This window comes from Thalassospira sp. ABD4_177 (assembly GCF_056160125.1).
In genome coordinates, this window is record NZ_JBSWWO010000002.1 from 615146 (window position 1) to 639474 (window position 24329).

Here is a 24329-nt window from a genome sequence, read left to right on the forward strand (position 1 = left end):
GCAGGTTAACCTGACCGGGGTGCTTGGTTGGGGCGCAGAATGTCTTATTTGATCGGGGCTGCCATGTCATAGGTGCCGTCATTATCGTTAATCGCCATCCAGCTTTTATCCGATGCCGACTTGGCTTCGAGTCCCGTCCAGTTGCCTTCGGCCGTATCGATAAATCCGTCGATATCTTCATTCCAGAAAACGACCACGGCTGGCGTGATGTTCAGATAAAGCTGCCCATCGACAATTCGCCACAGGTTCGGATTGGCAGGTACCTTGCCGCCCTTGGCGATGCCGTATGCGCAGTGCCCGTCATAAGCCGGGGCATATTTGGCCGGGTCGGCCAGAAACATGTCGCGATTTTCCTCGGACGCGAACGCCCAGGTCGCACCGTTATAGTCTGCTGTGATATCTGCGCGGCCCGGAACGGCGTGGGGTTGGGTCATGCCGACATCCTTTTGCGCCAGACTGAAATAGGCGACCGCATCATATCCGCTGATGGCATAGCCGGTTTCATCAACATATTGCTCGCCAGCAATCGCAGCACCCGAAAGGCCGAACAAAACCGCTGATCCGATTAAAAACTGCTTGAACATCATCCTTGGTTCTCCGGTTGAAAATCCCTGATGCCCCAACTGTGCCCGGACAAGCTCAAAAAGCGAAATGACGTTGCGACACTGTTTCGTGAGCACGCGTGAGGATGCGACAAACACCATCATGCTTCCTATATGAAGCAAAGGGAATTGGCCCTTGACCTTAACCATTGTTGAGGAATTACGACGAAGGGAAACTAGAGACAATTCCACAAGAACAAGGAAACGCCATGAGTGCTGCATTTCTCGAACATGTGAATTTCACCGTCGCCGATCCGGTCAAAACCGCCGCCAACCTGTGCAAATGGTTTGGCTGGCATATCCGCTGGCAGGGCCCGGCCATTCATGACGGGCTGACCTATCATGTTGGCAATGATGACAGCTATGTCGCGATTTATGCCCTTGGCACGCCCAAAAACGGGCAGGAAAATTCCTATGCCACGATTGGCGGGCTGAACCATCTCGGCATTGTCGTTGAGGATTTGGACGCGACCGAAGAACGCATCAAGGCGGACGGCATCGAGACCTTTAACCATGCCGATTACGAGCCCGGCCGCCGGTTCTATTTCCGTGATGAAAATGACATCGAATTCGAAGTGGTCAGTTACGCCTGACCACTTCGATCCATCCTCATCAACAGGGCTTGTATTCCCGATCATTGCCAAGCGATGGCACCATCCGGCGGATTTCCTCAACACGCGCGAGATCAATCTCGGCGGTAACAAAACCCGGATCGGTGCCACCATCGGCCAAAACCTGCCCCCACGGATCAATGATGAGCGAATGGCCAAACGTCTGGCGATCGCCGGGATGATCGCCGCACTGGGCGGCGGCAATCACAAAGCAACCATTTTCAATCGCGCGCGCCTTCAAAAGCGTGTGCCAATGCGCCTGCCCGGTTGTGCGGGTAAAGGCCGCCGGGATGCTGAGTATCTGCGCACCGGCCTTGGCGTAATCGCGAAACAGATGCGGGAAACGCACGTCATAGCAAATCGAAATCCCGATCTTGCCAAATTCGGTCTCGGCCAGGCGGGCGCTATCGCCGGGTCGGAAGGTCTTGCTTTCGCGGTAGCTTTCCCCATTGGCAAGATCGACATCAAACATATGGATCTTGTCATAGGATGTGATGACCTTGCCATCCGGACCAATCACGAAACAGCGGTTCGCCACCCGGTCCTCACCCGGCACTTTGACATGCAACGATCCGACAATCAGAGTGGCTTTCAGCTCCTCTGCCAGATCGCAGAAGAAAACCAGACCGGGATGCTCATCCTCGGGAAAGGCTGCGGCACGGACATTTGATCCGCCAAACGACATCATCGACACGTTTTCGGGAAAGGCGATCAGTCTGGCCCCGGCTGCACGTGCATCGCGGGCATAGGTTGCCGCTCGCGCAAGGTTATCAGACATCACATCGCGTGAATTGACCTGAACGCAGGCCGCAATGAAACGGGTCATGACGCAGTCTCCTTTTTATCGTTATCCATTGTCATGATGGGCACGACATCCCGCCCCGGCAATAGACAATTGGGATAGCCGGTCGCGATTTATCAAGGGATGCACGACCTTGGTTGCATTCCCCTGCCCCCATCAAAACCCAAAGATCACGATGCGTGCGTTTCCCGTCCTGATTCAACTCTTTCCAAACCTGAAATTAGTGTATACAGTATTCCGTACACCTAACGAGGATCGAAGATGGAACCTCTTTCCGGCCGAAAAAGTCTGACTGACGAAGTGCATGACCGCCTGGTTGATGCCTTGTGTTCTGGTGCTCTCCCTCCCGGAACGCCGTTGCGTCAGGGAGCCCTTGCCGAGGAACTCAATGTCTCGCGGCAACCCGTGTTGCAAGCTCTGGGGTTGCTGCGTCGTGACGGACTGGTCGAACCGATGGGTCGGCGCGGATATCGCGTTGCACCTGTGGACGGCGATCTGGTGCGTCACGTTTATGACCTGCGAGAAGCGTTTGACGGGCTTGCGGCCCGTCTTGCAGCAGAATCCATGGCATCGGATCGGGAATCGGCTTTGCGGGCTGCCATCCAACAGGGACACCACGCTCTGGGCAGCGGCGACACCGCAGAACTTGTTGCAGCCGACGTCGCATTTCATCAAACGATCTACCGTTTGTCGGGCAATCCCCTATTGCCCGAAGCATCCGCCGCAGTCTGGCTTCAGATCAGACGCGTGATGCATGCCTATCTCCAGATCGGTTACCCCCGTGATCCGATCTGGACCGAACATCAGGCCATCGCCGATGCAATCTGTGTCGGCGATGGTCCTCTTGCCGAGAAACTGGCGCGTGATCATGGGCGCAATGCACGTGATCGTCTGATTTCCTGCATGGAAAAGCCAAGCTGACCTCCCCTCGCTGCCACCAACAGCCCCCTCGCACCACCAAATCTGCTATAACGATACCAACTGCGAACGCTCCAACGTGCGCACAAAAGGCGGAACCATAAAAGAACGATAAAATTCCTGTCCGGGAGGAATTCCAATGAACCTTGATACAAAGCTGCGCCAGCGCGCAGATGATGGCAACCCCGTGCGGGTTGGCATCATCGGTGCCGGCAAATTCGGCTCGATGTTTTTAAGTCAGGCCGGGCATCATCCAGGCTATCACGTTCTGGGCATTGCCGATCTGAGTATTGACCGCGCCAAGACGGCCTTGCGCCGTGTGGGCTGGTCTGATGATCAGTTTGCCGCCAAGGACAGCGCATCGGCCTATCGCGATGGCACCACCTGGATTACCGAGGATGCCGATGCCCTGATTGCCGCTGACGGGCTTGAAGTCATCATTGATGCCACCGGAAGCCCCGCAGCCGGCATTCGCTTTGCCCTTAAGGCTATCGAACATGGTCGCCACATCGTCATGGTCAATGTCGAGGCCGATGTTCTTGCCGGTCCCCTGCTTGCCAAACGGGCCGAGGCCGCCGGTCTTGTCTATTCCATGGCTTATGGCGATCAACCGGCTTTGATTTCGGAAATGGTTGATTGGGCACGTGCAATCGGTTTGCCTGTGACCTGTGCTGGCAAGGGCACGAAATACCTTCCGATTTACCATCATGTCACGCCCGATGATGTCTGGCATCACTATGGCCTGACACCCGAACAGGCCCAGGCAGGCGGTATGAACCCGCAGATTTTCAATAGCTTCCTTGATGGCACCAAATCCGCCATTGAAATGGCGGCCGTGTCGAATGCCTGCGATCTGGTCCCACAGGATTGCGGGCTGCAATTCCCGGCTTGCGGAGTGGATGACTTGCCGCGTCTTTTATGTCCGCGAGAAAGTGGCGGGATCCTTGACCGCAAAGGCACGGTCGAGGTGGTTTCAAGCCTTGAACGCGATACCCGCCCGGTCTTTCGCGATCTGCGCTGGGGCGTTTACGTGACGTTTGAGGCCCCCAGCGACTATGTCGCACGTTGCTTTAACGAATATGGCCTGCTGACCGATCCAAGCGGTCAATATTCCACCATGTACAAGCCCTATCACCTGATCGGTTTGGAGCTTGGCATTTCAGTCGCATCCGCCGCCCTGCGAGGAGAAGCCACCGGCACATCGCGCGCATGGTCGGGCGATGCGGTCGCGACCGCCAAGCGTGATCTCAAAGCCGGTGAAATGCTCGATGGTGAAGGTGGCTATACGGTCTATGGCAAACTGACACCGGCCCAGACCTCCAAGGCGAACAATGCCCTGCCGATTGGGCTCGCCCATCACCTCAAGATCAAGCGTCCGGTGGCGATGGATCAGACTCTCACCTGGGATGATGTCGAGTTTGATATCAAGGACCCGGCAATTGCATTCCGCAAGGAAATGGAAGCCACTTTCAGCTGATCCCCCAATCATCAGACCAAAGAAAAACCCCGGCCAGATTGGCCGGGGTTTTGTATGACAATCGCCGTTATGCGATCAGGCAGAAAGCTTGCCTTCAAGCTTGTCCGCCGCTTCGAGCGCCATCAGCTCGTCACAGCCGCCAATATGTTCGTCATTGATGAAGATCTGCGGCACGGTGTGCTTGCCATTGGCGCGATCCATCATTTCCTTTTTACGACGCGGTTCCATCATCACGTCGATCAGCTGGTATTTAGCACCCTTTTCTTCCAGCAGCTTGCGCGCACGCTTGCAATACGGGCACCATTCGGTGGCATACACTTCAACTTTTGCCATGTGGCATACATCCTTTCTTGGGCAACCGATCATCGCTGATGCCCCGAAACATCGGGTTCGCCGCGTCTGATACGGTTAGGGATTTCATTCAGATGAGCGGTATATAACAGAAATCTTGCAGCACGTCATCGCACGACACGTGCAACTGTGATCACAGATACGTGCATGGCGCCTGATCGCTTCAGCGCCCGGACACAGGCATTGGCGGTTGCCCCGGTGGTCAGCACATCATCGATCAACACAACCCGCGCCCCGGCAAGGTTGCATTTGATGGCACGCAGTTCATCCACGTCAAAGGCCCCGCCAACTTCGCGCTTGCGTGACGATGGCCCCAGACCGCCAAGACTTCGGGTATTGCGCGCCCGCCGTAATACCAGCCCATCCCATGGCACACCGGTCATACGCGACAGCTTTGCTGCCAAAAGCCCCGACTGATTATAGCGCCGTTTGAGCAACCGTTTGCGATGTAGCGGCACCGGCACGATCAGATCAGCCTGATCCCAAATGCCCGTGCCCGCCTGAAAGAGCCAGCGCGCCAAAAGCGGCGTCAGATCGCCACGGTCGGCATGCTTGAACCGCAAAAGATAATCCCGGCTGTGATCATCATAAACCAGGGCTGCCCGGGCCTGATCAAAGGCCGGTTTCTTTTGCAGGCAATTGCCACACAACATCTGGCCGACTTCATCGGAATTACCGAGTGTGTTAGCGCTATCATCAAGCTCGAACGGATAACCGCAGCAGGCACATTGCGGGGCCGAGATAAATCTTAACCCCGCCCAGCAATCAGCACAGACCGCATGGGTCGTATCGGTCACATCGCCACACCCCCCGCAACGCGGCGGCAGAATGGCGTTGATGCCAATACTTGCAACAGTGCGCACCCATTCGATCATCTGCAATACGACCCACGATCACCTCAAGGAAGGCACACCATAACACACGCAAGGATTGAATTACCCGAATTCAAATAACGGATTGCCCCGCAAGGTATCAACCGCCAGATCGATAAACGCCCGCACCTTTGCCGGGGCATTGCGGCCTTCGGAATGCACCAGATGGATCGGCACCGGGTCGGGGGCATAATCATCAAGCACAGAGCAAAGCTGACCCGACGCAATATGGGGGGCTGCCTGATAGGATAGAATGCGGGTAATCCCCCAACCATCAATGGCCGCATTACGTGCGGCCTCAATCGAATTGGTTTCCCAGCGGGCATTTGGCGAAAACTGCACCATCTTGCCTCCTGCACGTGTCGGCTTGAATTGCCAGTCAAGCCGTGCAGAGGAACCGGTTGTCGATATGATTTTGTGATCAGATAGATCAGCGGGCGTTTTCGGCCAGCCCTGATCCACCAGATAAACCGGTGACGCACAAACAAGCGGTTGCACCTGCCCGACCTTGATCGCGGTGAGCGATGAGTCAGAAAGGTGGCCAATTCGCACGGCAAGGTCGATGCCTTCTTCTGCGATATTGACGAAACGATCAAAAAGCAGAAGACGTGCGCGTATGTCAGGATATTGATCCAGATACTGACCAACAACTGGTGCGACATGCATCTGCCCGAACTGAACCGGTGCGGTGATGGTCAGCATTCCGCTTGGCTTGGCATAAGCCCCACCTGCTGCAGCTTCGGCTTCCTGCAGATCGGCAAGCAGCCGCTTGCAGTCAGTGTAATAGCGCGCACCGGTTTCCGTCAGTGTCACAGACCGAGTTGTACGGATTAAAAGCCGCGCGCCTATCATGTCCTCAAGAAAGGCAACGGCCCTTGTGACAGCTGGTGGACTTTGTCGCAACTCCCGGGCTGCAGCGGCAAAGCTGCGTGCTTCGACCACATGCACAAAGACATTCATCGCCTGAAAACGATCCATCACACAGCCCTTAACCATTCCATTTAGTGGAATAGTAAATTCCAAACAAAGATAATTCTATCCCCAAAAAGAAACAATCATACTACATCGTCGCGTTCATCCCATTTGAACGCCCCAAACGGAGGACGTCTTAATGAAACTGCATTATTTTTCACTTTCCGGACACGCCCATCGCGCTCATTTGTTCCTGAGCCTTCTTGGCATTGATCACGAGATCATCAATGTCGATTTTGCCAATGGCGCAAATAGATCCCCTGAATTTCTTAAACTGAACCCATTCGGTCAGGTTCCTGTTCTTGAAGACGGGGATTTTGTCATCTCTGATTCCATCGCGATCATGGTTTATGCTGCAAAAAAAGTCGGGGCCACCGAATGGCTTCCTGAAACCCCCGAAGATGCGGCAAAAGTTCAGCAGTGGCTTTCGGTCGCAGCGGGTCAGATCGCTTATGGCCCCTGCGCTGCACGTCTTCTAACGGTATTCGATGTTCCATTTGATGCAGACGAAGTGATCGAGCGTGCACATGGCATCCTAAAATTGATCGAGGATCGACTGTCGGCGAATGACTGGATCGCACTTGCACACCCGACTGTCGCCGATATCGCGCTTTACAGCTATATCGCTAACGCGCCAGAAGGCAATGTCGACCTTTCCGCGTATGCGAATGTACGCCGCTGGTTGACTCGCATCGAGGCATTACCGGGTTTTGTTCCGTTTGAACAGACGAACGCCGGACTTCGCGTCGCTTCATGACACACCATCACGAATTGTGACAGACCATGATGATGGATTGGGCCGGTCATTTACGTCATTTCACCCTTTTCGCGACCTTTGCAAACCACACAGACCGGCCCATCAGAATTTTTATGCTAAGCAGGCCCAAAATGAACACGCCCGTCATAACATCATCCACATTTGCGTCAGAAGATAACGAGGAAGGCCCCTGGCACCAGGGCGAAATCCGTATGCAGGAACTGGCCGGTGTGCGAGAAGAAATGGTGGATGTCGGAAAACGCGTATTCCGTAATCACCTGATCGAACAACATCGTCAGTTTTATCCACAACTTCCCTTTGCCGTATTTGGCACGGTGGATGAAAATGATGATGTCTGGGCAACATTGCGCGCCAATCATCCCGGCTTTCTGATTTCAGAGGACCCAAATCACCTGATTGTCAAACTTCCCCGCGACTCAAGCGACCCGGCAAATAGCGGCATGGAAGATGGTCAGGCCATTGGTTTGATCGGGATCGAGTTACACACACGACGGCGCAACCGGTTGAATGGCAAAATTATACGTCAATCAGATGACCAGTTTGCAATTCGCGTCGGGCACAGTTTTGGCAATTGCCCGCAATATATCCGGCGGCGAAATTTTAAATTTGTTGGCGATCCCTTTACGGTTCCATCGTTGCATCCTGAAACATCGACGGAATTAACGACGCGGGCACGCGATATGATCGCAAAGGCCGATACTTTTTTCGTCGCGACCTTTGTGGACCGTGATGGCAAAACCCGCGAAATCGACGTATCCCATCGTGGCGGAAAACCGGGCTTTGTCCGGCTTGATTCCCAGGGAACACTGACCATTCCCGATTTTGCAGGCAACCTGTTTTTCAACACATTGGGCAACATTCTATCCAACCCAAAGGCCGGGTTGGTCTTTGCCGATTTTGCCAATGGTGATCTGCTACAACTAACCGGTGATGCAGAAGTCATCACCGAAGGCCCGGAAATTGATGCCTTTTTGGGGGCAGAACGCTTATGGCGGGTTTTCCCACGCAAAATGGTCTGGCGGGAATCTGCGTTGCCGATTCGTTGGCATACAACAGAAAACAGCATATCCCCCAACAGCCTTCTGACCGGTGATTGGGAAAGTGCCGAAAAGAGGCTATCCGCCGGTAAAGCTGGAAATGCCTGGCGTTGTTTTCGAATTGCGCAAATCTCGCAGGAAAACCATCTGATCCGGTCCTTTCATCTGGAACCTGCAGATCAGGACGGCACTCTGTCCTTTCAGCCCGGCCAGCATCTGCCAATCCGGGTCAACCCGCAGGGTCATGACAAACCATTGTTGCGAACCTATACGCTTTCAAGCTCTCCATCTGATGAGAAATATCGTATAAGCGTGAAACGCGAAGGTGCAGTATCAAGCCATCTGCATGACAAACTGAATATTGGCGATACAATCGAGACAGGCGCTCCTTCCGGCGACTTTTTCCTAAAAATAGCGATAGAACGACCAGTGGTTTTAATGGCTGGCGGCATTGGTATCACACCCATGATATCCATGATACGTCACGCTGTTTATGAGGGGTTGCGCACACGTCATTTTCGCGCAATCTGGCTGTTTTATGCTGCCCGCAACATTTCTGACCGTGCTTTTGATGATGAAATCACAGAACTCGTTAACGCGGCACAAGGAAACATTCGCCTCATCCGTGTTCTTCACGACACCAATGGCGCGACACCGCGCAAGGATTACGACGCATCCGGCTTTATCGACATGAACTTGTTGCGGTCGGTATTACCGTTTGACGATTTCGATTTTTACCTGTGTGGTCCGCCGCCTTTTATGCAAGGCATTTATGACGGCCTTCGTGGTTTAAACATCGCCGACAACCGCATTCACGCAGAGGCATTTGGCCCGGCCTCACTGACACGCACACCCTATCGCGACGATGGCCTGCCCGATCTGCCGGTTGCCAGTACGAAGCCAGTATCGGTCGAGTTCACGCAATCAAGAACCTCCGCAGTTTGGCAACCGGATGCAAACAAGACTTTGCTTGAACTCGCCGAGGATGCGGGCCTTGCACCTGAAGCAAGCTGTCGCGGCGGAAGCTGCGGCACATGCCGAACCAAAGTCACCCAAGGTAGCGTAACCTATAAAAACCGGCCAAGCGCAAATGTTGGCGTGGACGAAGCTTTAATCTGTTGTGCCGTACCGGCAGAGCCGGAAGATGGGAGACACACACCTTTGGTTCTCTCCACATAGGCTGATCAGATTTGCGGTTCTTCGATTGCAGCAGCGGGATCAAAGTTCTATCTAGTGTCAGAACCTATTACAATGATTTTAGCCGGAGCTTCCCGCCCCATGGCCGATCCGATCACTGTCTTTGATCGAGACATCCTGAAACTGCGCCGCGACCGCGCGGCAACCAAGGCGCAGGACTATAACTTCCTGTTTGCCGAAACGGCCGAACGCCTTGCCGATCGCCTTGATGACACCACCCGCAAATTCCCGCTCGCCGTCGATCTTGGCTGCCATAGCGGGGAGCTTGGCCAGATCATTGGCCAACGCGGCGGCATTGAAACCATTTATCAGAGCGATATTTCAAGCGGTTATGCTACAGCTGCACGGGCCAATAACGCCAAGGGCACCCTTGTCGCCGACGAGGAATTCCTGCCCTTTGCCGAAGGGTCGCTTGATCTGATCATCTCAAACCTGTCACTCCATTGGGTCAATGATCTGCCCGGCATGTTGCTTCAGGCGCGCCGTGCGCTGAAACCCGATGGCTTATTCCTTGCCTGCCTGCTCGGCGGCGAAACGCTTAAGGATCTGCGCGACGCCCTGATGACAGCGGAGGCCGAGGAAGAAGGCGGTGTGTCACCGCGCGTATCGCCCTTTGTCGACGTGAAGGATGCCGGATCGCTCCTGCAACGCAGTGGTTTTGCCCTGCCGGTGGTTGATGCTGATGATATCTATATCGACTATCCCGATGCGCTGAAACTGATGCGCGATCTTTCAGGGATGGGTGAAAGCAACCTGATTGCCAAGCGATCGAAGAAATTCACCAAACGCAGCACCCTTGCCCGCGCCGCCGCCATCTATCACGAACGTCATGCCCGTTCTGATGGCCGCATCCATGCCAAGTTTCAGGTGATCTATCTGACCGCCTGGGCCCCGGATGAAAGCCAGCCCCAACCACTGCGTCGCGGATCAGGTCAGGTCAGCTTGGTTGATTTTCTGGGCGATGACGCGAAAAAGCAGTAGTGCCGGATCAAGCCGGTATCATTTTCCAGATATAACCATCTCACGGATCTTGGTCGCCTTTTCAAAGTGATCAAGTTCGTGGATTTTGATCCACCATGTCGCGACTTCCATCAAGGTATCAGGATCATCATTGCGATTGGCAAAGAACGCATAGAATGACAGGCCGACTTCCGGTCCCTTTTGCGCGATTTTCCGACCGCAAACGGCAATGATTTTATCGCGCAGGCTTTGACGCATGACGGCTCCGTAAAAGGGTTATGGCTTCAAGGGGTTGATGTATGACCTGTTTGCCGCGAGATTGGCAGTCGTTCCCGACTATTCACATGACAGTTTCTGTCAGGACAGATTTGTGAAGGACCCCAGATGCATCTCCCAAGCCCGCTGATCCACGGCAATCTGATCAAGCGTTACAAACGGTTTTTGGCCGATGTTGAACTTGATAATGGTGAAGTGATCACGGCCCACTGCGCCAATCCGGGCGGCATGATCGGGCTTAAGGAGCCCGGCATTGATGTCTGGCTGTCGCAATCAGACAACCCGAAACGCAAACTGAAATACAGTTGGGAGCTTTGCCAGATCGGGGAAGCCTGGATCGGTATCAATACCGCGCACCCTAACGCGATTGTCGAAGAAGCCATCCTTGCCGGTAAAGTCCCGGAACTTGGGGGCTATGAAAACCTCAAGCGTGAAGTCAAATACGGCAAGAATTCACGGATCGATATCCTTCTGTCCGATCCCGAGCGCGGCCTTTGCTATGTCGAGGTCAAAAACGTCCATCTCAAACGTGATGAAGATGTCCCGGGCCTTGCCGAATTCCCCGATGCTGTCACCGCACGCGGGGCAAAGCATCTTGATGAAATGGCCGATATGGTCGCCGAAGGCCATCGGGCGGTGATGTTTTATCTGATCCAGCGCACCGATTGTGATCGCTTTACCTTGGCCACCGACATCGACCCGCATTACGGCGAACGGTTCAAGGCAGCACGTGACAACGGGGTTGAGGCCATTGCCTATGACTGCGCGATTGATACCAGTGCCGTGACGGTGCGCGACGCATTAGCGATCACCGGGCTATAAGCATCAAACCCCGCGCATATCAGCCAATCCTTGCCAATCATGGCGTCTGGCTTTATGTCATTGGGCTATAAAACAGTTATATACCTAGCCGAGTTTAAGGAGATTTTCGGGTGGCGAACGGAACAGTCAAAATTCACGGCCCCGAAGCATTTGAAGGCATGCGCGCCGCTGGCAAGCTGGCAGCAGAAGTGCTTGATATGATTACCCCGCATGTGGTTCCGGGCGTCACCACCGGTGAGCTTGATCGCCTGTGTGATGAATATATCCGCGATCACAATGCGATTTCGGCCTGCCTTGGTTATCGCGGTTTTCCAAAATCCACCTGCACGTCAATCAACCATGTGGTCTGCCACGGCATTCCCGGCGACAAGAAACTCGCCAATGGCGACATCATGAATATCGATGTCACGGTCATTCTTGATGGCTGGTATGGTGATACGTCGCGCATGTATATCGCAGGTACGCCAAAAGTCATGGCGCAGCGTCTTGTCGATGTGACTTATGAGTCGCTTTGGCGCGGGATCAATGCCGTCAAGCCGGGGGCGACCCTTGGCGATATCGGCCATGCCATTCAGTCCTATGCCGAAAGCGAACGTTTTTCGGTGGTGCGTGATTTCTGTGGTCACGGGTTGGGTCAAGTGTTCCATGATGCGCCGAATGTCTTGCATTACGGCAAGCCGGGCGAAGGTATCGTTCTGGAACCGGGCATGATCTTTACGATTGAGCCGATGATCAACCAGGGAACCTATGCGTGTAAAATTTTGCCCGATGGCTGGACAGCCGTGACGCGAGACCGCAAACTGTCTGCACAGTTTGAACATTCGCTCGGCGTGACGGAAGACGGGTTTGAAGTGTTTACCCGATCCCCCGCCGGTCTGGAAAAGCCGCCCTACGATCTTGGCAAGGCTGCCGAGTAACGGGCACGCAACAAGGGGATGCAGACTTGAGCGAAAAACAAGATCGCAAAGCTGCTTCCAATCCTGCCCAGCAGACCGCGTCAGAAATCCATGACGGCACGCGGGTCTTTTTCGATCAGGCCCGCACAGCCTATGCCCCAGGCGCAAACGCCGTATCGACGCCCGGTGCGTCCCAATCCCCAGAGGCCAAACCCGACAAGCCACATTATCACGGCCATCGCCAACGGCTGCGTGATCGCTTTATCAAGGGCGGTGCCACCGCCCTTGCCGATTACGAATTGCTTGAACTGATGCTGTGCATGGCAATGCCACGTGGGGACGTCAAACCACTGGCAAAATCCCTGATTGCGCAGTTTGGCAGTTTCGCCAATGTTCTGGCCGCGCGCCCCGAAGAGCTTAAAACCGCCAAGGGCCTTGGCGAAGCCGGCATTGCCGCCATCAAGATCGCAGAGGCCAGTGCATTGCACCTGTCGCGTGAACGGGCCATGGAACTGCCGGTGATTGCGAGCTGGGAACAGCTGATTGATTATTGCCGGGCGCGGATCGGGCATCTTAAGAACGAGGAACTGCATCTGCTGTTTCTTGATCGCAAGAACCGACTGATTACCGATGAATGCCATCAACGCGGCACGGTCGATCACACGCCGGTCTATCCGCGCGAGGTCATCAAGCGCGCGCTTGAACTGCATGCCTCCGCCCTCATTCTGGTGCATAACCATCCAAGCGGCGATGCCACCCCGTCAAAGGGTGACATCGACATGACCCGCAAGATTATCGACGCGGCCAAGGCGATGGAGATCACCGTACATGATCACATCATCATCAGCCGCGCGGGATATAATTCCTTCAAGACGCTGGGTCTGATATAGATTCCATACGTGAATCATTTCCCAAAACGAGACCGCCATGCCTCATATAGGTTTGTTTACCCTTGTCGTGCGCGACTATGACGATGCCATTGCGTTTTACACCGAAAAAGTCGGTTTTCACCTGTTAGAGGATACCGATATGGGCGGCGGCAAACGTTGGGTGGTCGTCGCACCCAAGGGAGCTACAGAAACCAGCGTTTTGCTGGCACAGGCCAAAAATGAAGACCAAACAACCGCGATTGGCAATCAGACCGGTGGGCGGGTTGGTTTTTTCCTCAATACAGATGATTTTAAGCGCGACCACAAACGGATGTGTGATGCCGGGGTTCACTTTCTTGAAGCCCCACGCCACGAGCCCTATGGCATGGTTGCTGTTTTTGAGGATCTCTATGGCAAAAAATGGGATCTTCTGGAACTCAAGAGATAAACCCTACTCTCCCTTCAGAGAAGCGACAGACGAACATTTAGTCGCAAAAGCAGCGCATAAATGCCCGTCATATCGGCGAAATCAAATCAGAAGGTATAAACCAGCACCAGACCGGCACTCAGCACATAGTCATCTTCAGTGATCGAACTGTCGGTATATTCATCAGGCAGGAAGCGCACACCACTGGTCCCGACCACGGCAAACCGTTCGGTCACCGGATAGGTCACGCTGAAATCAAGATGCGGGATAAAGGCCGCATCCGGGGCATAGAACCCACGATCGCTAAGCACTTCACTGTGACGGACACCGACATTGTAATCAACCAGTTCCTCGCTCTGCCATGTCACGCCACCGCCGACATTAAAGCGGAACTTTTCATAATTGGTCGGCAGGTAATAGCCGACATCGATTTCATGCCCGCCATAGGCATCATTCAGATCGGTCAGGTAGTTCGCCCGAAACTCCCCACGCCACAGGCGCAAAGATCCGCCAATACCGGCTTCAAACGCCATGTCACGTTCTTCAAGCCCATTGAGATAACTTGAGTCACCCGGATCAAACGGCTCCATGCGAAGCCCGCTCAGAAGGGAAACACTGGCAAAATCGTTTTTCCAGACTTTGGCATCAATACCATCCAGACCGACATGAAGCCATTCGGCATCATAGGCCAGCACCGGAAGTACGCCTGGATCAACACTGTCCGCCCCGCGATAGGGGTTGCTGCTCACCCGGCCGATGGCACCAAGCTGCCAATTGCCGCCAAGCCACGGCTTTAATGCATCCTCGGCTTGTGGATTGACCTGTTCGCGAATGATCTCTCTTTGACCGGGCGTTGCGGTCTGGGCGTGTGCCTGCCCTGAAATGGCGGCGGTTACGGTGATGGCAATAACGGAGGATTTCAGAAGAAGATGGGAAAAGGGACGTAAATTCATATACCTAAGCATCCTTGGTTTGATGGATGCAGAGATAGTCTCATTTAGCGGCGGCGCAAGCGTCCGGCTCTACAGGATCGAACTTCGCGCCCGGCTTTTGGGCGTTCGAATGCGCATTCGGACGTTCTCAGTCACGCACAGAAAAGCTGAACTGCGCGATATCGACGTCATCACACTGAGCTTCACGAAGATATTTCCGACCATATTCCTCATACATGCCACTGGTCAGGAACAACTCAAACAGGTCGCTGTCGATCTGTCCCTTGTCGCGCATGTCAGCCAGGATCGAGATACATTCAGACAATGTCTTGGGGCGTTTATAAGGGCGGTCGACCGCTGTCAGTGCCTCGAAAATATCGGCAATCACCATGACTTTTTCGAGGATGCCCATATCGTCCCCCGTCAGACCTCGCGGATAGCCTGATCCGTCCATCTTTTCGTGGTGGTTGCCCGCAATGGCGGGAATGCGTTGCAGTTCCTTGGGGTACGGCAATTGCGCAAGCATGTCCTGGGTAATGACGACATGGTCGTTGATCACCTGACGTTCTTCTGATGTCAGGGTGCCGTTCGGGATCGAAAGGTTATAGACCTCGCCGCGGTTAAAGCCGTCATAGATATCGGCTTCGCGATCCATCAGAAGGCTTTCGGTTCCCGGTGCCCGGAGTTCCGCCAGTTCGGCATCATCTAGACGTTGATTTTCCGCCCAGGACAAACCGATGCTGCGGTCAAAATAACGGGTCCATTTCTGCTCTGCGATGTCATGCAGGGCAAAGATTGTATCGGTATCAAGTTCCGTATCACCGATATTGGCATCAGCCACCATCGCGAACTGGGTTTCAAGTTCGCTAGCGCGCTTGGCAAAGTCGGCCTCGCACTGATCGGCGTCCTCGCCATCGAGTTTGCGTTTGAGCATCTCGATCTCGGCATCGCGGCGCAGGACTTCAAAGCGCGTGCGGACTTCGTGGATGCGGTTATGGATGGTTTCAAGCTTGGTGGCTTTTTCCATGACATGATCGGGTGTAACGATCTTGCCGCAATCATGCAGCCAGGCCGAAAGATCAAGCTCGTACCATTCCATATCGGTCAGGTAGAAATTGGAAAACGTTCCCTTCCGATCATCCACAGCCGCCTGGGCCAGCATGCGGGCAATGATCGGCACACGCGAACAATGGCCCGCCGTGTGCGGGGATTTGGCATCAATCGCATGACCAAGAACACGTACGAAACTTTCCATCAAGTCGCGCTGTGCGACCAGCAGGCGGCTGTTTTCAATCGCGACGGCGGCTTGGCTTGCCAGTGCTGTAATGATCGGCTCGATCACCGGATCAAAGGAAATGACGTTGCCCGCGTCATCGCGCGCATTGATCAGCTGCAAGACGCCAAGCACCACACCACTGGTGTTTTTAAGCGGCACGGTCAGGAAGGATTTGGATCGATACCCTGTTTTGGCATCAAAGGCCCGGGTGCCGGTAAAATCAAATCCCTCAGCATTATAGGCATCATCAATATTGATCGACTTGCCGGTCAGCGCGACATAGGTCGCGATATTGGCGTAGTTCGGGCGGCCCTGATCATCATAAAGCGGCAAGGGCGGGAACGGTTTTTCGCTTTCGCGGCCGGAAACGAAGAACGTATCAAGCGTATCGTTGACTATGATCCGGAAATGAAGCTCGCTTTCCTCACGGTTCACGAGATAAAGCGAGCCACCATCCGCATTGGTGAAGTCGCGCGCGGCCATGAGGATTTTCTGGTTCAGCTCTTCGCGGCCTTGCGATGCCGAAAGCGCGATCCCCAGTTCCACCAGTTCCGCCAGATAGTTTGCGTCTGTCTTGCGGACCTGTTTCACATCTGTCTGGTGATTTTTGGCCCCGTCGCGTTCACGCGCCATAAAAATTCCGTCCACTTCGTATTCGGATCATTCGCGTCATCGCAGAAACATCCTGCCTGCTTACACTACATACTTCTAATAAGTTGCTATTTTTCTAACAGCGCACAAGTTTCCGGGTGGTAAAATCACCTCACAATCCTGCCATACCCGTCTGCAGGGTTGCCAATTTGCCCGGAATGGACTATCCGACCCCGTGAAAGCGTGCCGGCGCCGTGATCGTGCAATTGATTACGCATTCCGATCATCGAGATCCTTTTCCGGCACCCAACCATATTGCCCGGAGGCGACCGCATGATCCCCCGTTATTCCCGTCCGCAGATGACATCCATCTGGGAACCGGCGAACAAGTTCCGTATCTGGTTCGAAATCGAAGCCCACGCTGCTGACAAACTGGCTGAACTGGGTGTTATCCCGGCAGACTCCGCCAAGCTTGTCTGGGAAAAAGGCGACAAGCCGTACACCCAGGACCGCATCGACCGCATTGATGCCGTCGAAGCCGAAGTCAAACACGATGTGATCGCGTTTCTGACCGAACTGGCCGAACAAGTTGGCGAAGAAGCCCGCTTTGTCCATCAGGGCATGACCAGCTCGGACGTTCTCGATACCTGCTTTAACGTGCAGCTTGCCCAGGCAACCGCTATCCTGCTTGAAGACATGGACAAGCTTCTGGCTGCGCTTAAAAAGCGCGCCTATGAAACCAAAGACGTTCCCTGCATGGGCCGTTCGCACGGCATCCACGCAGAGCCGGTGACCTTTGGTCTGAAGCTTGCGACCTTTTATGCGGAATTCAAACGTAACCGTGATCGTCTTGCCGCTGCCCGCGATGAAATCGCGACCTGCGCGATTTCCGGCGCAGTTGGCACATTCGCCAACATCGATCCGAGCGTTGAAGAACATGTTGCCGCGAAACTCGGCCTTAAGCCGGAACCGGTTTCGACCCAGGTGATCCCGCGTGACCGTCATGCAGCCTATTTCGCAGCCCTTGGCGTGATTGCATCGTCGATCGAGCATCTGGCAACCGAAATCCGCCACCTGCAGCGCACCGAAGTCCGCGAAGTTGAGGAATTCTTCTCCAAGGGGCAGAAAGGCTCCTCGGCGATGCCGCACAAGCGTAACCCGGTCCTGACCGAAAACCTGACCGGCCTTGCCCGTCTGGTGCGCTCGATGGCGATCCCGGCAATGGAAAACGTTGCCCTCTGGCACGAGCGCGACATTTCGCACAGCTCGGTCGAACGCAACATCGGCCCGGATGCGACCGTAACGCTCGACTTCGCGCTGATGCGTCTGACAAACGTGGTCGAGAACCTTGTCGTCTATCCGGAACGCATGGACGAGATCCTCAATCAGATGGGTGGTCTGGTCTTTTCGCAGCGTGTTCTGCTGACCCTGACCCAGCATGGTGTTTCGCGCGAAGATTCGTACCGGATCGTTCAGCGCAACGCGATGAAGGTCTGGAACCGCGAAGGCGATCTTCTGTCGCTTCTGAAAACCGACGAAGACGTTACCGCACGCATTCCGATGGATACGCTCGAAGCGCTGTTTGACCTTGGCTACCACACCAAGCATGTCGACACGATCTTTGCCCGTGTCTTTGCCGACTAAGCAAGACACGGATCACGCCAAAAGCCCCGGTCATCTGGCCGGGGCTTTTTCGTTTCACGTTGCCACAAGACCGCCCTTTGACATTGCGCACTTTGGATGCTGAGCTATATCGAATTCAGAAAATCCAACAAGAATGGCAAAGACAGGAAAGGCATAGCAATGAAACTGAAAATCGAAGGATGGGATGACGGCGCGCCGATCCCGACCAAATTCGCATTTGGCAAAATTCCGGCAGAAGGCCGATTTGAAACATCCGATAATATCAGCCCAGCCATGAGCTGGTCCGATGTGCCGGCTGGCACCAAATCATTTGCCCTGATCTGCCATGACCCGGATGTTCCGTCCTCGGGTGAAGACGTAAATATAGAAGGCAAACAAGTTCCTGCAAGCCTGCCACGTGTTGATTTCTATCACTGGGTGCTGGTCAATATCCCGGCCTCGACCACAAGCTTTGCCGAAGGCGTCGGCGCAAACGGCATTACGCCAAAAGGCAAACCGGCGGGTGTTAAGCCACACGGTGAAACCGGCCTGAATTCCTATACCGACTGGTTCGCAGGCGATGCGGATATGGGCGGCAATTATGCCGACTATGACGGCCCCTGCCCACCCTGGAATGACTCGATCATTCACCACTATCATTTCACGGTCTATGCGCTTGATACCGACAAGGTCGACCTGCCGGAAAACTTTACCGGCCCGGATGCCCTTGCCGCCATCGAAGGCCATGTGCTTGATAAGGCAAGCTATGTGGGCACCTACACCATGAACCGTGATCTCTGATCTGACGGCAGATCGCATTTCCAACCCCGGTCGGGACCCCTCGGCCGGGGTTTGTTATGAAATGCCCAATTCGCTGGCCTCGCTTAACAGCCAGTCGCGAAATTGCCTGACCGGTGCACGCAGCTCGCGATTCTTCGGCCAGACCAGATAATAGCCCAACGCCACCTTCACGACCTGGTCGGGAAACAGGTGAACCAGTTTGCCTTCGGCAATGTCTTCTTCGGCCAGTAACGGATTGGCCAAAACAACCCCCTGTTCGTGTATGGCCGCTTCTATCGCCATGGATGTCTGATCGATTTCCACACGCTTGATGCCGCGAACTTCCGGTTCTGAAAGCCCGGAAAATGTAGCCAGCCATTTTTCCCACCACGCATGCAGGATGTCATTAAGCAAGGTCGCGCGCACAAGATCATCGGGCACATCGAGCCCCATTCTGTCGCGATAGGACGGCGCGCAAAAGGCGGCCGCCTGCCCCTGATAAAGCAACACGGCTTCAAGGCTTTCATTCTTGCCATCGAAATAGCGCACGGCCAAATCGACCGGATCGTGGTCAAAATCAAGCAAAATGGATGATGACCCAACATGCAACGTGGTTTCCGGATGGGCGATCAAAAAGCGCGACATCCGTTTGGAAAACCATTTTGCCGCAAAGCTCGGTGGCATGACAAAGCGCACCGCGTGATCTGATTGATCGCGCAAATGATGGCTGGCATCGCGAATCTGCTGCAAGGCCGGGCCAATGCGCGCGGCATAGGCCAACCCATCTGCGGTTGGCGTGATCTGCCGGACCCCGCGCGTAAACAGCTCAACCCCAAACCATTCTTCAAGCTTGCGGACCTGCTGCCCCACCGCACCGGGCGTGACATTGAGTTCATCAGCCGCCAGCGCAAAGCTTTTCAGACGCATGGATGCCTCGAACGCAGGCAGTGATTTAAGCGGCGGATAAGATCCCATAGCGTAGTTTTTCTATTTCATAAGCCAGATACTATGATTTGTGAAACCTACCGGGAAATCCGACAATGGACCATAATTTTTACAAACTGGTCCGCCACCATGAAAAACAATGCCTATATCGTCTTCGGGTTTCTTGCCCTTGTCTGGGGCATGACCTTTCTGTTTAACAAGACCGCAAGCACCCTGATTACCCCGACGCAGATTGCAACCGTTCGGGTCATCATGGGCTTTCTGCCGGTTTTTGCCGTGGCCATGATCGGGCGAAAGCTCAGATGGCGGCATTTGCGCTATGCCCATCATTTTATCGCCATGTCGGTTCTGGCAGGCAGCCTTTACTATTTCAGCTTCGCCAAGGGTATCCAGCTTCTGCCATCAAGCCTTGCTGGCATGCTGAGCGGTGCCATTCCGATGATTTCCTTCGTCACCGCAGCCATCTTTTTGCGGGATGAGCCGATCAACCGGCGCTCCATGGCTGGCCTTTTGTTCGGCTTTGTCGGCGTCGCAATGATTGCCCGCCCGTGGGATGCGAGCATTTCGGCACATGATCTGGCCGGATTTGGTTATGTCGGATTGGGGTCGCTTTGCGTCGGACTGTCCTTTGTCTATGCCCGCCGGTTCCTGAGCCCGCTTGGCATCTCGCCGCTTGCGCTGTGCACCTATCAGCTGGGTATTGCGTCGCTGACACTGCTGATAACGACCGATTTCACCGGTGCGACAGCGATCTTTGACAACGGGTGGATTGCCCTTGGTCTGTTCTTTGGGCTTGGCCTGTTCGGGACGGGCATTGCCTATCTTTGTTACTATTACGTGGTCGCTAATCTCGGTGCCGTCAAAGCCGCAAGTGCGACCTATATCCCGCCGATCATCGCCGTTTTGACGGGATCGCTTATCCTCGGTGAAACCGTTCGCCTGCTTGATTTGGTCGCGATGGCGGCAATCATGACCGGGGTTATCGTCATGCAGTCCGGCCGACCGCGCAAGGCGCAATCAAATGGCGTGAATTCACTGCCGCCCAAGTTCCAAGCAGCTACGAACCGTTAATCGCCGTGCAGTGCGCTGGAAGATCAAAACAAAAAACGGCCCGTGAAATCCCGAGCCGGGATTTGAGCGCGAAGCTGAACGGTCTTTAGTCTTTGATGGTGATGTCAAAGGGTCCCGGAACGGGCCATGTCTTCCAATGCCATTTTCACGGCCTGGGCACGGTTCGAGACGTTCAGTTTACGATAGATGTTTTTCAGGTGGTACTTCACGGTGATCTCGCGCAGGTCAAGGTGACGTGCGATGTCCTTGTTCGGACGCCCTTCGGATAAAAGGGCCAGAACTTCACGTTCACGCGGTGTCAAGCGCGCAAAGTCACCTTCATTGCCAAAGCCTCCGGCAAGGCGACTGTCACTGTCACTCGACCCCGACATACTGTCACTCATGTCTGTCAGGATTGACGATGGCAGATACTTGTCGCCTGCAAGCACAAGCTGCACGGCATTTGCCAAGGCCTGCCCGCGAAGGGTTTTGGGAATAAATCCATGTGCCCCGGCCTCAATTGCCTTGCGAACATCGTCGCTGCGATAGGCACCAGAAAGCAGAACCACGAAGGTCGAGTCGGCCACTTGTTCCAAAGTGCGTTTCAGACCTTCGAGGCCATTCATGCCCGGCATGCGCAGATCAAGCAGCACAAGATCAAACGTATTGTTTGCTTCTATCAGCTCAAGTGCGGGGTCCAAAGACCCTGCTTCGGCCACTTCGCAGTCATCGAAATACTGTTGGAACAGTAGCGAGATTGCTTCACGAACCAGATCGTGATCGTCCGCCAAAAGGATACGCAATGCTGTCGCCTTTCATCTACCTAACCGGCTCCTTCACCTACCTGCGAAGGATACCACACCAAAAGGTTGCACCTACTCAATTTTTCGGTCTGGGGAGCTCAGGATACGAAAGCCAGCACGTATTAGCAAACGAGAAGTTTTCCAAGCACATGCCGTATCGTCAAATCACGACAAAACTTCGGCGCGCGCAACCGGGCGTAGTTCATCAAGCTTCGCATTCAAAGCCGAGGCCGTGACATCGATATTTTTGCGGCCAAAATCAGCCAGCAGCAACGCAACAACACCGTTCTCACGCGGATTGGCAACAACCTCGCCAATGATCTTGCGCGTGTAATCCTGACATTCTTCCGAGCTCATGCCCATCTGTTCGCCGGCCCACTGGACCAGCATTTTATAAAGATGGGTCTCGACGCGGAAATCCTGTTCAAGATCAAAGCTGTATTTCGCTTCGAACCCGCGTTCACGATCATTAAAGCTGCTCATTTCCATCCCTCCTGATATTTGATCACGTTACAAGTGGGGCTGCACCGTTCAACCTATTGTCGATCATAGTGTTTCATATGACAACAAATGATCTCGTTTTCACCCCTTTGTTCGACACTTTTGAATTTGACAAAATGCGCTTTGGCACGCTTTGATCTGGCTCATGTGTACAGTCATTATTTTACGCCGCCCCGACCATGACTGGCCGGTGCTGATTGGCGCCAATCGCGACGAAATGAACAACCGCCCCTGGAAAGCCCCGGCGCGCCATTGGGATGATCGCCCCGATGTCATCGCCGGGCTTGATGAGACCGCCGGGGGCACGTGGCTTGGTGTCAACGAGGATGGCGTGGTTGCCGCCGTGCTGAACCGCTATGGCACCCTGGGGCCGGAAGATGGCAAACGATCGCGTGGGGAACTCCCGCTTGAGGCGCTTGATCACGCCGATGCCATTGATGCCGCCCAGGCCCTTGCCGAACTGGATCGGAATGCCTATCGCCCGTTTAATATGGTGATTGCTGATAACCGTGATGCCTATTGGCTGGCCAACCGCGGCACTGGCAAGATCGAGATCACCGAAATCCCCGAAGGCATGTCGATTCTGACCGCCCATGACCTGAATGACAGCGAAAATAGCGCACGCACCAAACGCAACCTGCCGCGTTTCATCAGCGCCCCCGCCCCCAATCCCGAGGCGGATGACTGGTTCGCTTGGCAGGCGTTGCTGGCAGATACCGGGACCGAGGCCCCGGACCCCGAACATCATGACATTCGGGCCGATGCCATGCTGGTGCGCAGTAATATCGGCTTTGAGACGGTTTGTTCGTCGCTGATCGGGCTTCCGGCGATTCCCACAAGCGAACACGAATTGCCCCGTCGGCCGGTCTGGCTTTTTGCCGAAGGCCAACCCGACAAAACGCCGTTCCATCCGGTCGATGTGTAAGGTGGAATGATTACAAATTTCGCCTGACCACAAAGGGTTAGGTGAAAAGTTAAAACCGGTCGCCCGTCGGAGCGCGACGGTTGCAAATTTTGATTATCAAGTTTGCATAAATAGAGCTTAAGCGACAATTGAGTTTCTCGCCAAGCACTGCTATACGGAGGGCGCGAATTTCAGGGTGCCTGCCCACACAAGCAGCAGGCCTAGATGTGAAAGATCCCGCCAATGTCCAGAAAGCAGCCCATCTACGAGGGTAAAGCCAAGGTTCTTTACGAAGGTACGGAGCCCGGAACGATCATTCAGTATTTCAAGGACGACGCCACGGCGTTCAATGCCCAGAAACGCGGCACGATTGCCGGCAAGGGTGTCCTGAACAACATGATCACCGAATTCGTCATGACCCGTCTGGCAGAAATCGGCATTCCGACCCACTTCATTCGCCGTCTGAACATGCGCGAACAGGTTTGCAAGAAATGCGAAATCGTTCCTGTTGAAGTCGTGGTCCGCAACATCGTTGCCGGTTCGATGGCCAAACGTCTTGGCCTGGAAGAAGGCGAACGCCTGCCGCGCCCGATTGTCGAGTTCTATTACAAGGACGACGATCTTGGTGACCCGCTGGTGACTGACGAACACATCCTCGCTCTGGGCTGGGCAAGCGCCGAAGAGCTTGAGGAAATCGTTGGCATGACGCTTCGCGTCAATGACTACCTGTGTGGTCTGATGCGTGGCATCGGTCTGAAACTGGTTGATTTCAAACTTGAATTTGGCCGCGTCTGGGAAGGTGACTTCCCGCAGCTGGTGCTGGCCGATGAATTCAGCCCCGACAACTGCCGTCTTTGGGATGCAATCACCAACGAGAAGATGGACAAGGACCGCTTCCGTCGTGATCTTGGCGGCGTCGAAGAGGCCTATCAGGAAGTCGCACGCCGTCTTGGTGTCCTGCCTGAGTCCGCCGAAATAGAGCAACTGAACAAAGACGAAAAAAAATAATCCCAAGGCCGCGTTCGCGCGGCCTTTTCTTATGGCTGGTCGATGCCCA

The 24329-nt window shown here is 54.5% G+C and carries 26 protein-coding genes; 15 read left to right on the top strand and 11 right to left on the bottom strand.

Annotated features, from left to right (window positions below):
- Nucleotides 1-44: 44 nt before the first annotated feature.
- Nucleotides 45-587 carry a YHS domain-containing (seleno)protein gene (locus ACXAF0_RS15635; RefSeq protein ID WP_475346772.1) on the bottom strand — a complete coding sequence of 181 codons (543 nt, stop codon included), beginning with the start codon at nucleotides 585-587 and terminating at the stop codon, nucleotides 45-47.
- Between the two features lie 224 nt (nucleotides 588-811).
- Here ACXAF0_RS15635 and ACXAF0_RS15640 point away from each other — a divergent pair, with 224 nt between their 5' ends.
- Nucleotides 812-1195: a VOC family protein gene (locus tag ACXAF0_RS15640; RefSeq protein WP_475346773.1), complete on the top strand. Its 384-nt coding sequence runs from the start codon at nucleotides 812-814 to the stop codon at nucleotides 1193-1195.
- Nucleotides 1196-1214: 19 nt separating this feature from the next.
- Here the strand turns inward: ACXAF0_RS15640 and ACXAF0_RS15645 are convergent, their stop codons facing one another.
- Nucleotides 1215-2039, bottom strand: coding sequence for a carbon-nitrogen hydrolase family protein (locus ACXAF0_RS15645; protein WP_475346774.1), 825 nt, complete (start codon nucleotides 2037-2039; stop codon nucleotides 1215-1217).
- Nucleotides 2040-2276: 237 nt separating this feature from the next.
- On the opposite strand from ACXAF0_RS15645, the gene ACXAF0_RS15650 reads away from it, so the two are divergent.
- A complete protein-coding gene (locus tag ACXAF0_RS15650) occupies nucleotides 2277-2936 on the top strand; it encodes a GntR family transcriptional regulator (protein WP_475346775.1) in 660 nt (219 codons plus the stop codon).
- Nucleotides 2937-3072: 136 nt separating this feature from the next.
- Nucleotides 3073-4410, top strand: coding sequence for an NAD(P)H-dependent oxidoreductase (locus ACXAF0_RS15655; RefSeq protein WP_475346776.1), 1338 nt, complete (start codon nucleotides 3073-3075; stop codon nucleotides 4408-4410).
- A gap of 75 nt (nucleotides 4411-4485) precedes the next feature.
- Here the strand turns inward: ACXAF0_RS15655 and grxC are convergent, their stop codons facing one another.
- From grxC to ACXAF0_RS15670, 3 genes are all read right to left on the bottom strand, one after another.
- Nucleotides 4486-4743 carry a glutaredoxin 3 gene (gene grxC, locus ACXAF0_RS15660; RefSeq protein WP_475346777.1) on the bottom strand — a complete coding sequence of 86 codons (258 nt, stop codon included), beginning with the start codon at nucleotides 4741-4743 and terminating at the stop codon, nucleotides 4486-4488.
- Nucleotides 4744-4868: 125 nt separating this feature from the next.
- Nucleotides 4869-5636 (bottom strand): ComF family protein, encoded by a 768-nt coding sequence (locus ACXAF0_RS15665; protein ID WP_475346778.1) that lies wholly within the window; start codon nucleotides 5634-5636, stop codon nucleotides 4869-4871.
- A 60-nt stretch (nucleotides 5637-5696) separates the two neighbouring features.
- The gene (locus tag ACXAF0_RS15670) at nucleotides 5697-6611 is read right to left on the bottom strand and encodes a LysR family transcriptional regulator (protein ID WP_475346779.1); all 915 of its coding nucleotides are present in this window, start codon (nucleotides 6609-6611) and stop codon (nucleotides 5697-5699) included.
- A 133-nt stretch (nucleotides 6612-6744) separates the two neighbouring features.
- Between ACXAF0_RS15670 and ACXAF0_RS15675 the strand changes: the two genes are divergently transcribed.
- The 3 genes from ACXAF0_RS15675 to ACXAF0_RS15685 all read left to right on the top strand — a co-directional run bounded on the left by ACXAF0_RS15675 (nucleotide 6745) and on the right by ACXAF0_RS15685 (nucleotide 10598).
- Nucleotides 6745-7362, top strand: coding sequence for a glutathione S-transferase family protein (locus ACXAF0_RS15675; RefSeq protein WP_288350533.1), 618 nt, complete (start codon nucleotides 6745-6747; stop codon nucleotides 7360-7362).
- Nucleotides 7363-7388: 26 nt separating this feature from the next.
- Nucleotides 7389-9599 carry a pyridoxamine 5'-phosphate oxidase family protein gene (locus ACXAF0_RS15680; protein WP_475346780.1) on the top strand — a complete coding sequence of 737 codons (2211 nt, stop codon included), beginning with the start codon at nucleotides 7389-7391 and terminating at the stop codon, nucleotides 9597-9599.
- 99 nt (nucleotides 9600-9698) lie between these two features.
- A complete protein-coding gene (locus ACXAF0_RS15685) occupies nucleotides 9699-10598 on the top strand; it encodes a methyltransferase domain-containing protein (protein ID WP_475346781.1) in 900 nt (299 codons plus the stop codon).
- Nucleotides 10599-10616: 18 nt separating this feature from the next.
- On the opposite strand, the gene ACXAF0_RS15690 is transcribed toward ACXAF0_RS15685, so the two are convergent.
- Nucleotides 10617-10835 (bottom strand): DUF6500 family protein, encoded by a 219-nt coding sequence (locus ACXAF0_RS15690; protein ID WP_475346782.1) that lies wholly within the window; start codon nucleotides 10833-10835, stop codon nucleotides 10617-10619.
- A gap of 126 nt (nucleotides 10836-10961) precedes the next feature.
- On the opposite strand from ACXAF0_RS15690, the gene sfsA reads away from it, so the two are divergent.
- The 4 genes from sfsA (at nucleotide 10962) to ACXAF0_RS15710 (ending at nucleotide 13888) form a co-directional block, all read left to right on the top strand.
- Nucleotides 10962-11675, top strand: a complete 714-nt coding sequence (gene sfsA / locus ACXAF0_RS15695; protein ID WP_475346783.1) for a DNA/RNA nuclease SfsA — start codon at nucleotides 10962-10964, stop codon at nucleotides 11673-11675.
- Between the two features lie 110 nt (nucleotides 11676-11785).
- On the top strand, nucleotides 11786-12592 hold the full coding sequence (gene map / locus ACXAF0_RS15700) for a type I methionyl aminopeptidase (protein WP_475346784.1): 807 nt from the start codon (nucleotides 11786-11788) through the stop codon (nucleotides 12590-12592).
- 26 nt (nucleotides 12593-12618) lie between these two features.
- Nucleotides 12619-13461: a RadC family protein gene (gene radC, locus ACXAF0_RS15705; protein ID WP_475346785.1), complete on the top strand. Its 843-nt coding sequence runs from the start codon at nucleotides 12619-12621 to the stop codon at nucleotides 13459-13461.
- A 37-nt stretch (nucleotides 13462-13498) separates the two neighbouring features.
- On the top strand, nucleotides 13499-13888 hold the full coding sequence (locus ACXAF0_RS15710; RefSeq protein ID WP_475346786.1) for a VOC family protein: 390 nt from the start codon (nucleotides 13499-13501) through the stop codon (nucleotides 13886-13888).
- Between the two features lie 86 nt (nucleotides 13889-13974).
- On the opposite strand, the gene ACXAF0_RS15715 is transcribed toward ACXAF0_RS15710, so the two are convergent.
- Nucleotides 13975-14820: a MipA/OmpV family protein gene (locus tag ACXAF0_RS15715; protein ID WP_475346787.1), complete on the bottom strand. Its 846-nt coding sequence runs from the start codon at nucleotides 14818-14820 to the stop codon at nucleotides 13975-13977.
- A 127-nt stretch (nucleotides 14821-14947) separates the two neighbouring features.
- On the bottom strand, nucleotides 14948-16708 hold the full coding sequence (locus ACXAF0_RS15720) for an HD domain-containing phosphohydrolase (protein WP_475346788.1): 1761 nt from the start codon (nucleotides 16706-16708) through the stop codon (nucleotides 14948-14950).
- A gap of 291 nt (nucleotides 16709-16999) precedes the next feature.
- Between ACXAF0_RS15720 and purB the strand changes: the two genes are divergently transcribed.
- Nucleotides 17000-18310 (top strand): adenylosuccinate lyase, encoded by a 1311-nt coding sequence (gene purB / locus ACXAF0_RS15725; RefSeq protein ID WP_475346789.1) that lies wholly within the window; start codon nucleotides 17000-17002, stop codon nucleotides 18308-18310.
- Nucleotides 18311-18469: 159 nt separating this feature from the next.
- Nucleotides 18470-19090, top strand: a complete 621-nt coding sequence (locus ACXAF0_RS15730; protein ID WP_475346790.1) for a YbhB/YbcL family Raf kinase inhibitor-like protein — start codon at nucleotides 18470-18472, stop codon at nucleotides 19088-19090.
- A gap of 54 nt (nucleotides 19091-19144) precedes the next feature.
- Here the strand turns inward: ACXAF0_RS15730 and ACXAF0_RS15735 are convergent, their stop codons facing one another.
- Entirely contained in the window at nucleotides 19145-20044 is a 900-nt protein-coding gene (locus ACXAF0_RS15735) for a LysR substrate-binding domain-containing protein (RefSeq protein ID WP_475346791.1), read from the bottom strand.
- 99 nt (nucleotides 20045-20143) lie between these two features.
- Here ACXAF0_RS15735 and ACXAF0_RS15740 point away from each other — a divergent pair, with 99 nt between their 5' ends.
- Entirely contained in the window at nucleotides 20144-21085 is a 942-nt protein-coding gene (locus ACXAF0_RS15740; protein WP_475346792.1) for a DMT family transporter, read from the top strand.
- A 104-nt stretch (nucleotides 21086-21189) separates the two neighbouring features.
- Here the strand turns inward: ACXAF0_RS15740 and ACXAF0_RS15745 are convergent, their stop codons facing one another.
- Together ACXAF0_RS15745 and ACXAF0_RS15750 are read right to left on the bottom strand one after the other, a co-directional pair.
- Entirely contained in the window at nucleotides 21190-21867 is a 678-nt protein-coding gene (locus ACXAF0_RS15745; RefSeq protein WP_475346793.1) for a response regulator, read from the bottom strand.
- 165 nt (nucleotides 21868-22032) lie between these two features.
- The gene (locus ACXAF0_RS15750) at nucleotides 22033-22350 is read right to left on the bottom strand and encodes a DUF1476 domain-containing protein (RefSeq protein ID WP_475346794.1); all 318 of its coding nucleotides are present in this window, start codon (nucleotides 22348-22350) and stop codon (nucleotides 22033-22035) included.
- Between the two features lie 163 nt (nucleotides 22351-22513).
- On the opposite strand from ACXAF0_RS15750, the gene ACXAF0_RS15755 reads away from it, so the two are divergent.
- Together ACXAF0_RS15755 and purC are read left to right on the top strand one after the other, a co-directional pair.
- Nucleotides 22514-23293, top strand: coding sequence for an NRDE family protein (locus ACXAF0_RS15755; RefSeq protein WP_475346795.1), 780 nt, complete (start codon nucleotides 22514-22516; stop codon nucleotides 23291-23293).
- A 222-nt stretch (nucleotides 23294-23515) separates the two neighbouring features.
- Complete coding sequence (purC, locus tag ACXAF0_RS15760) at nucleotides 23516-24280, top strand: phosphoribosylaminoimidazolesuccinocarboxamide synthase (RefSeq protein WP_475346796.1); 765 nt, start codon at nucleotides 23516-23518, stop codon at nucleotides 24278-24280.
- Nucleotides 24281-24329 lie beyond the last annotated feature (49 nt).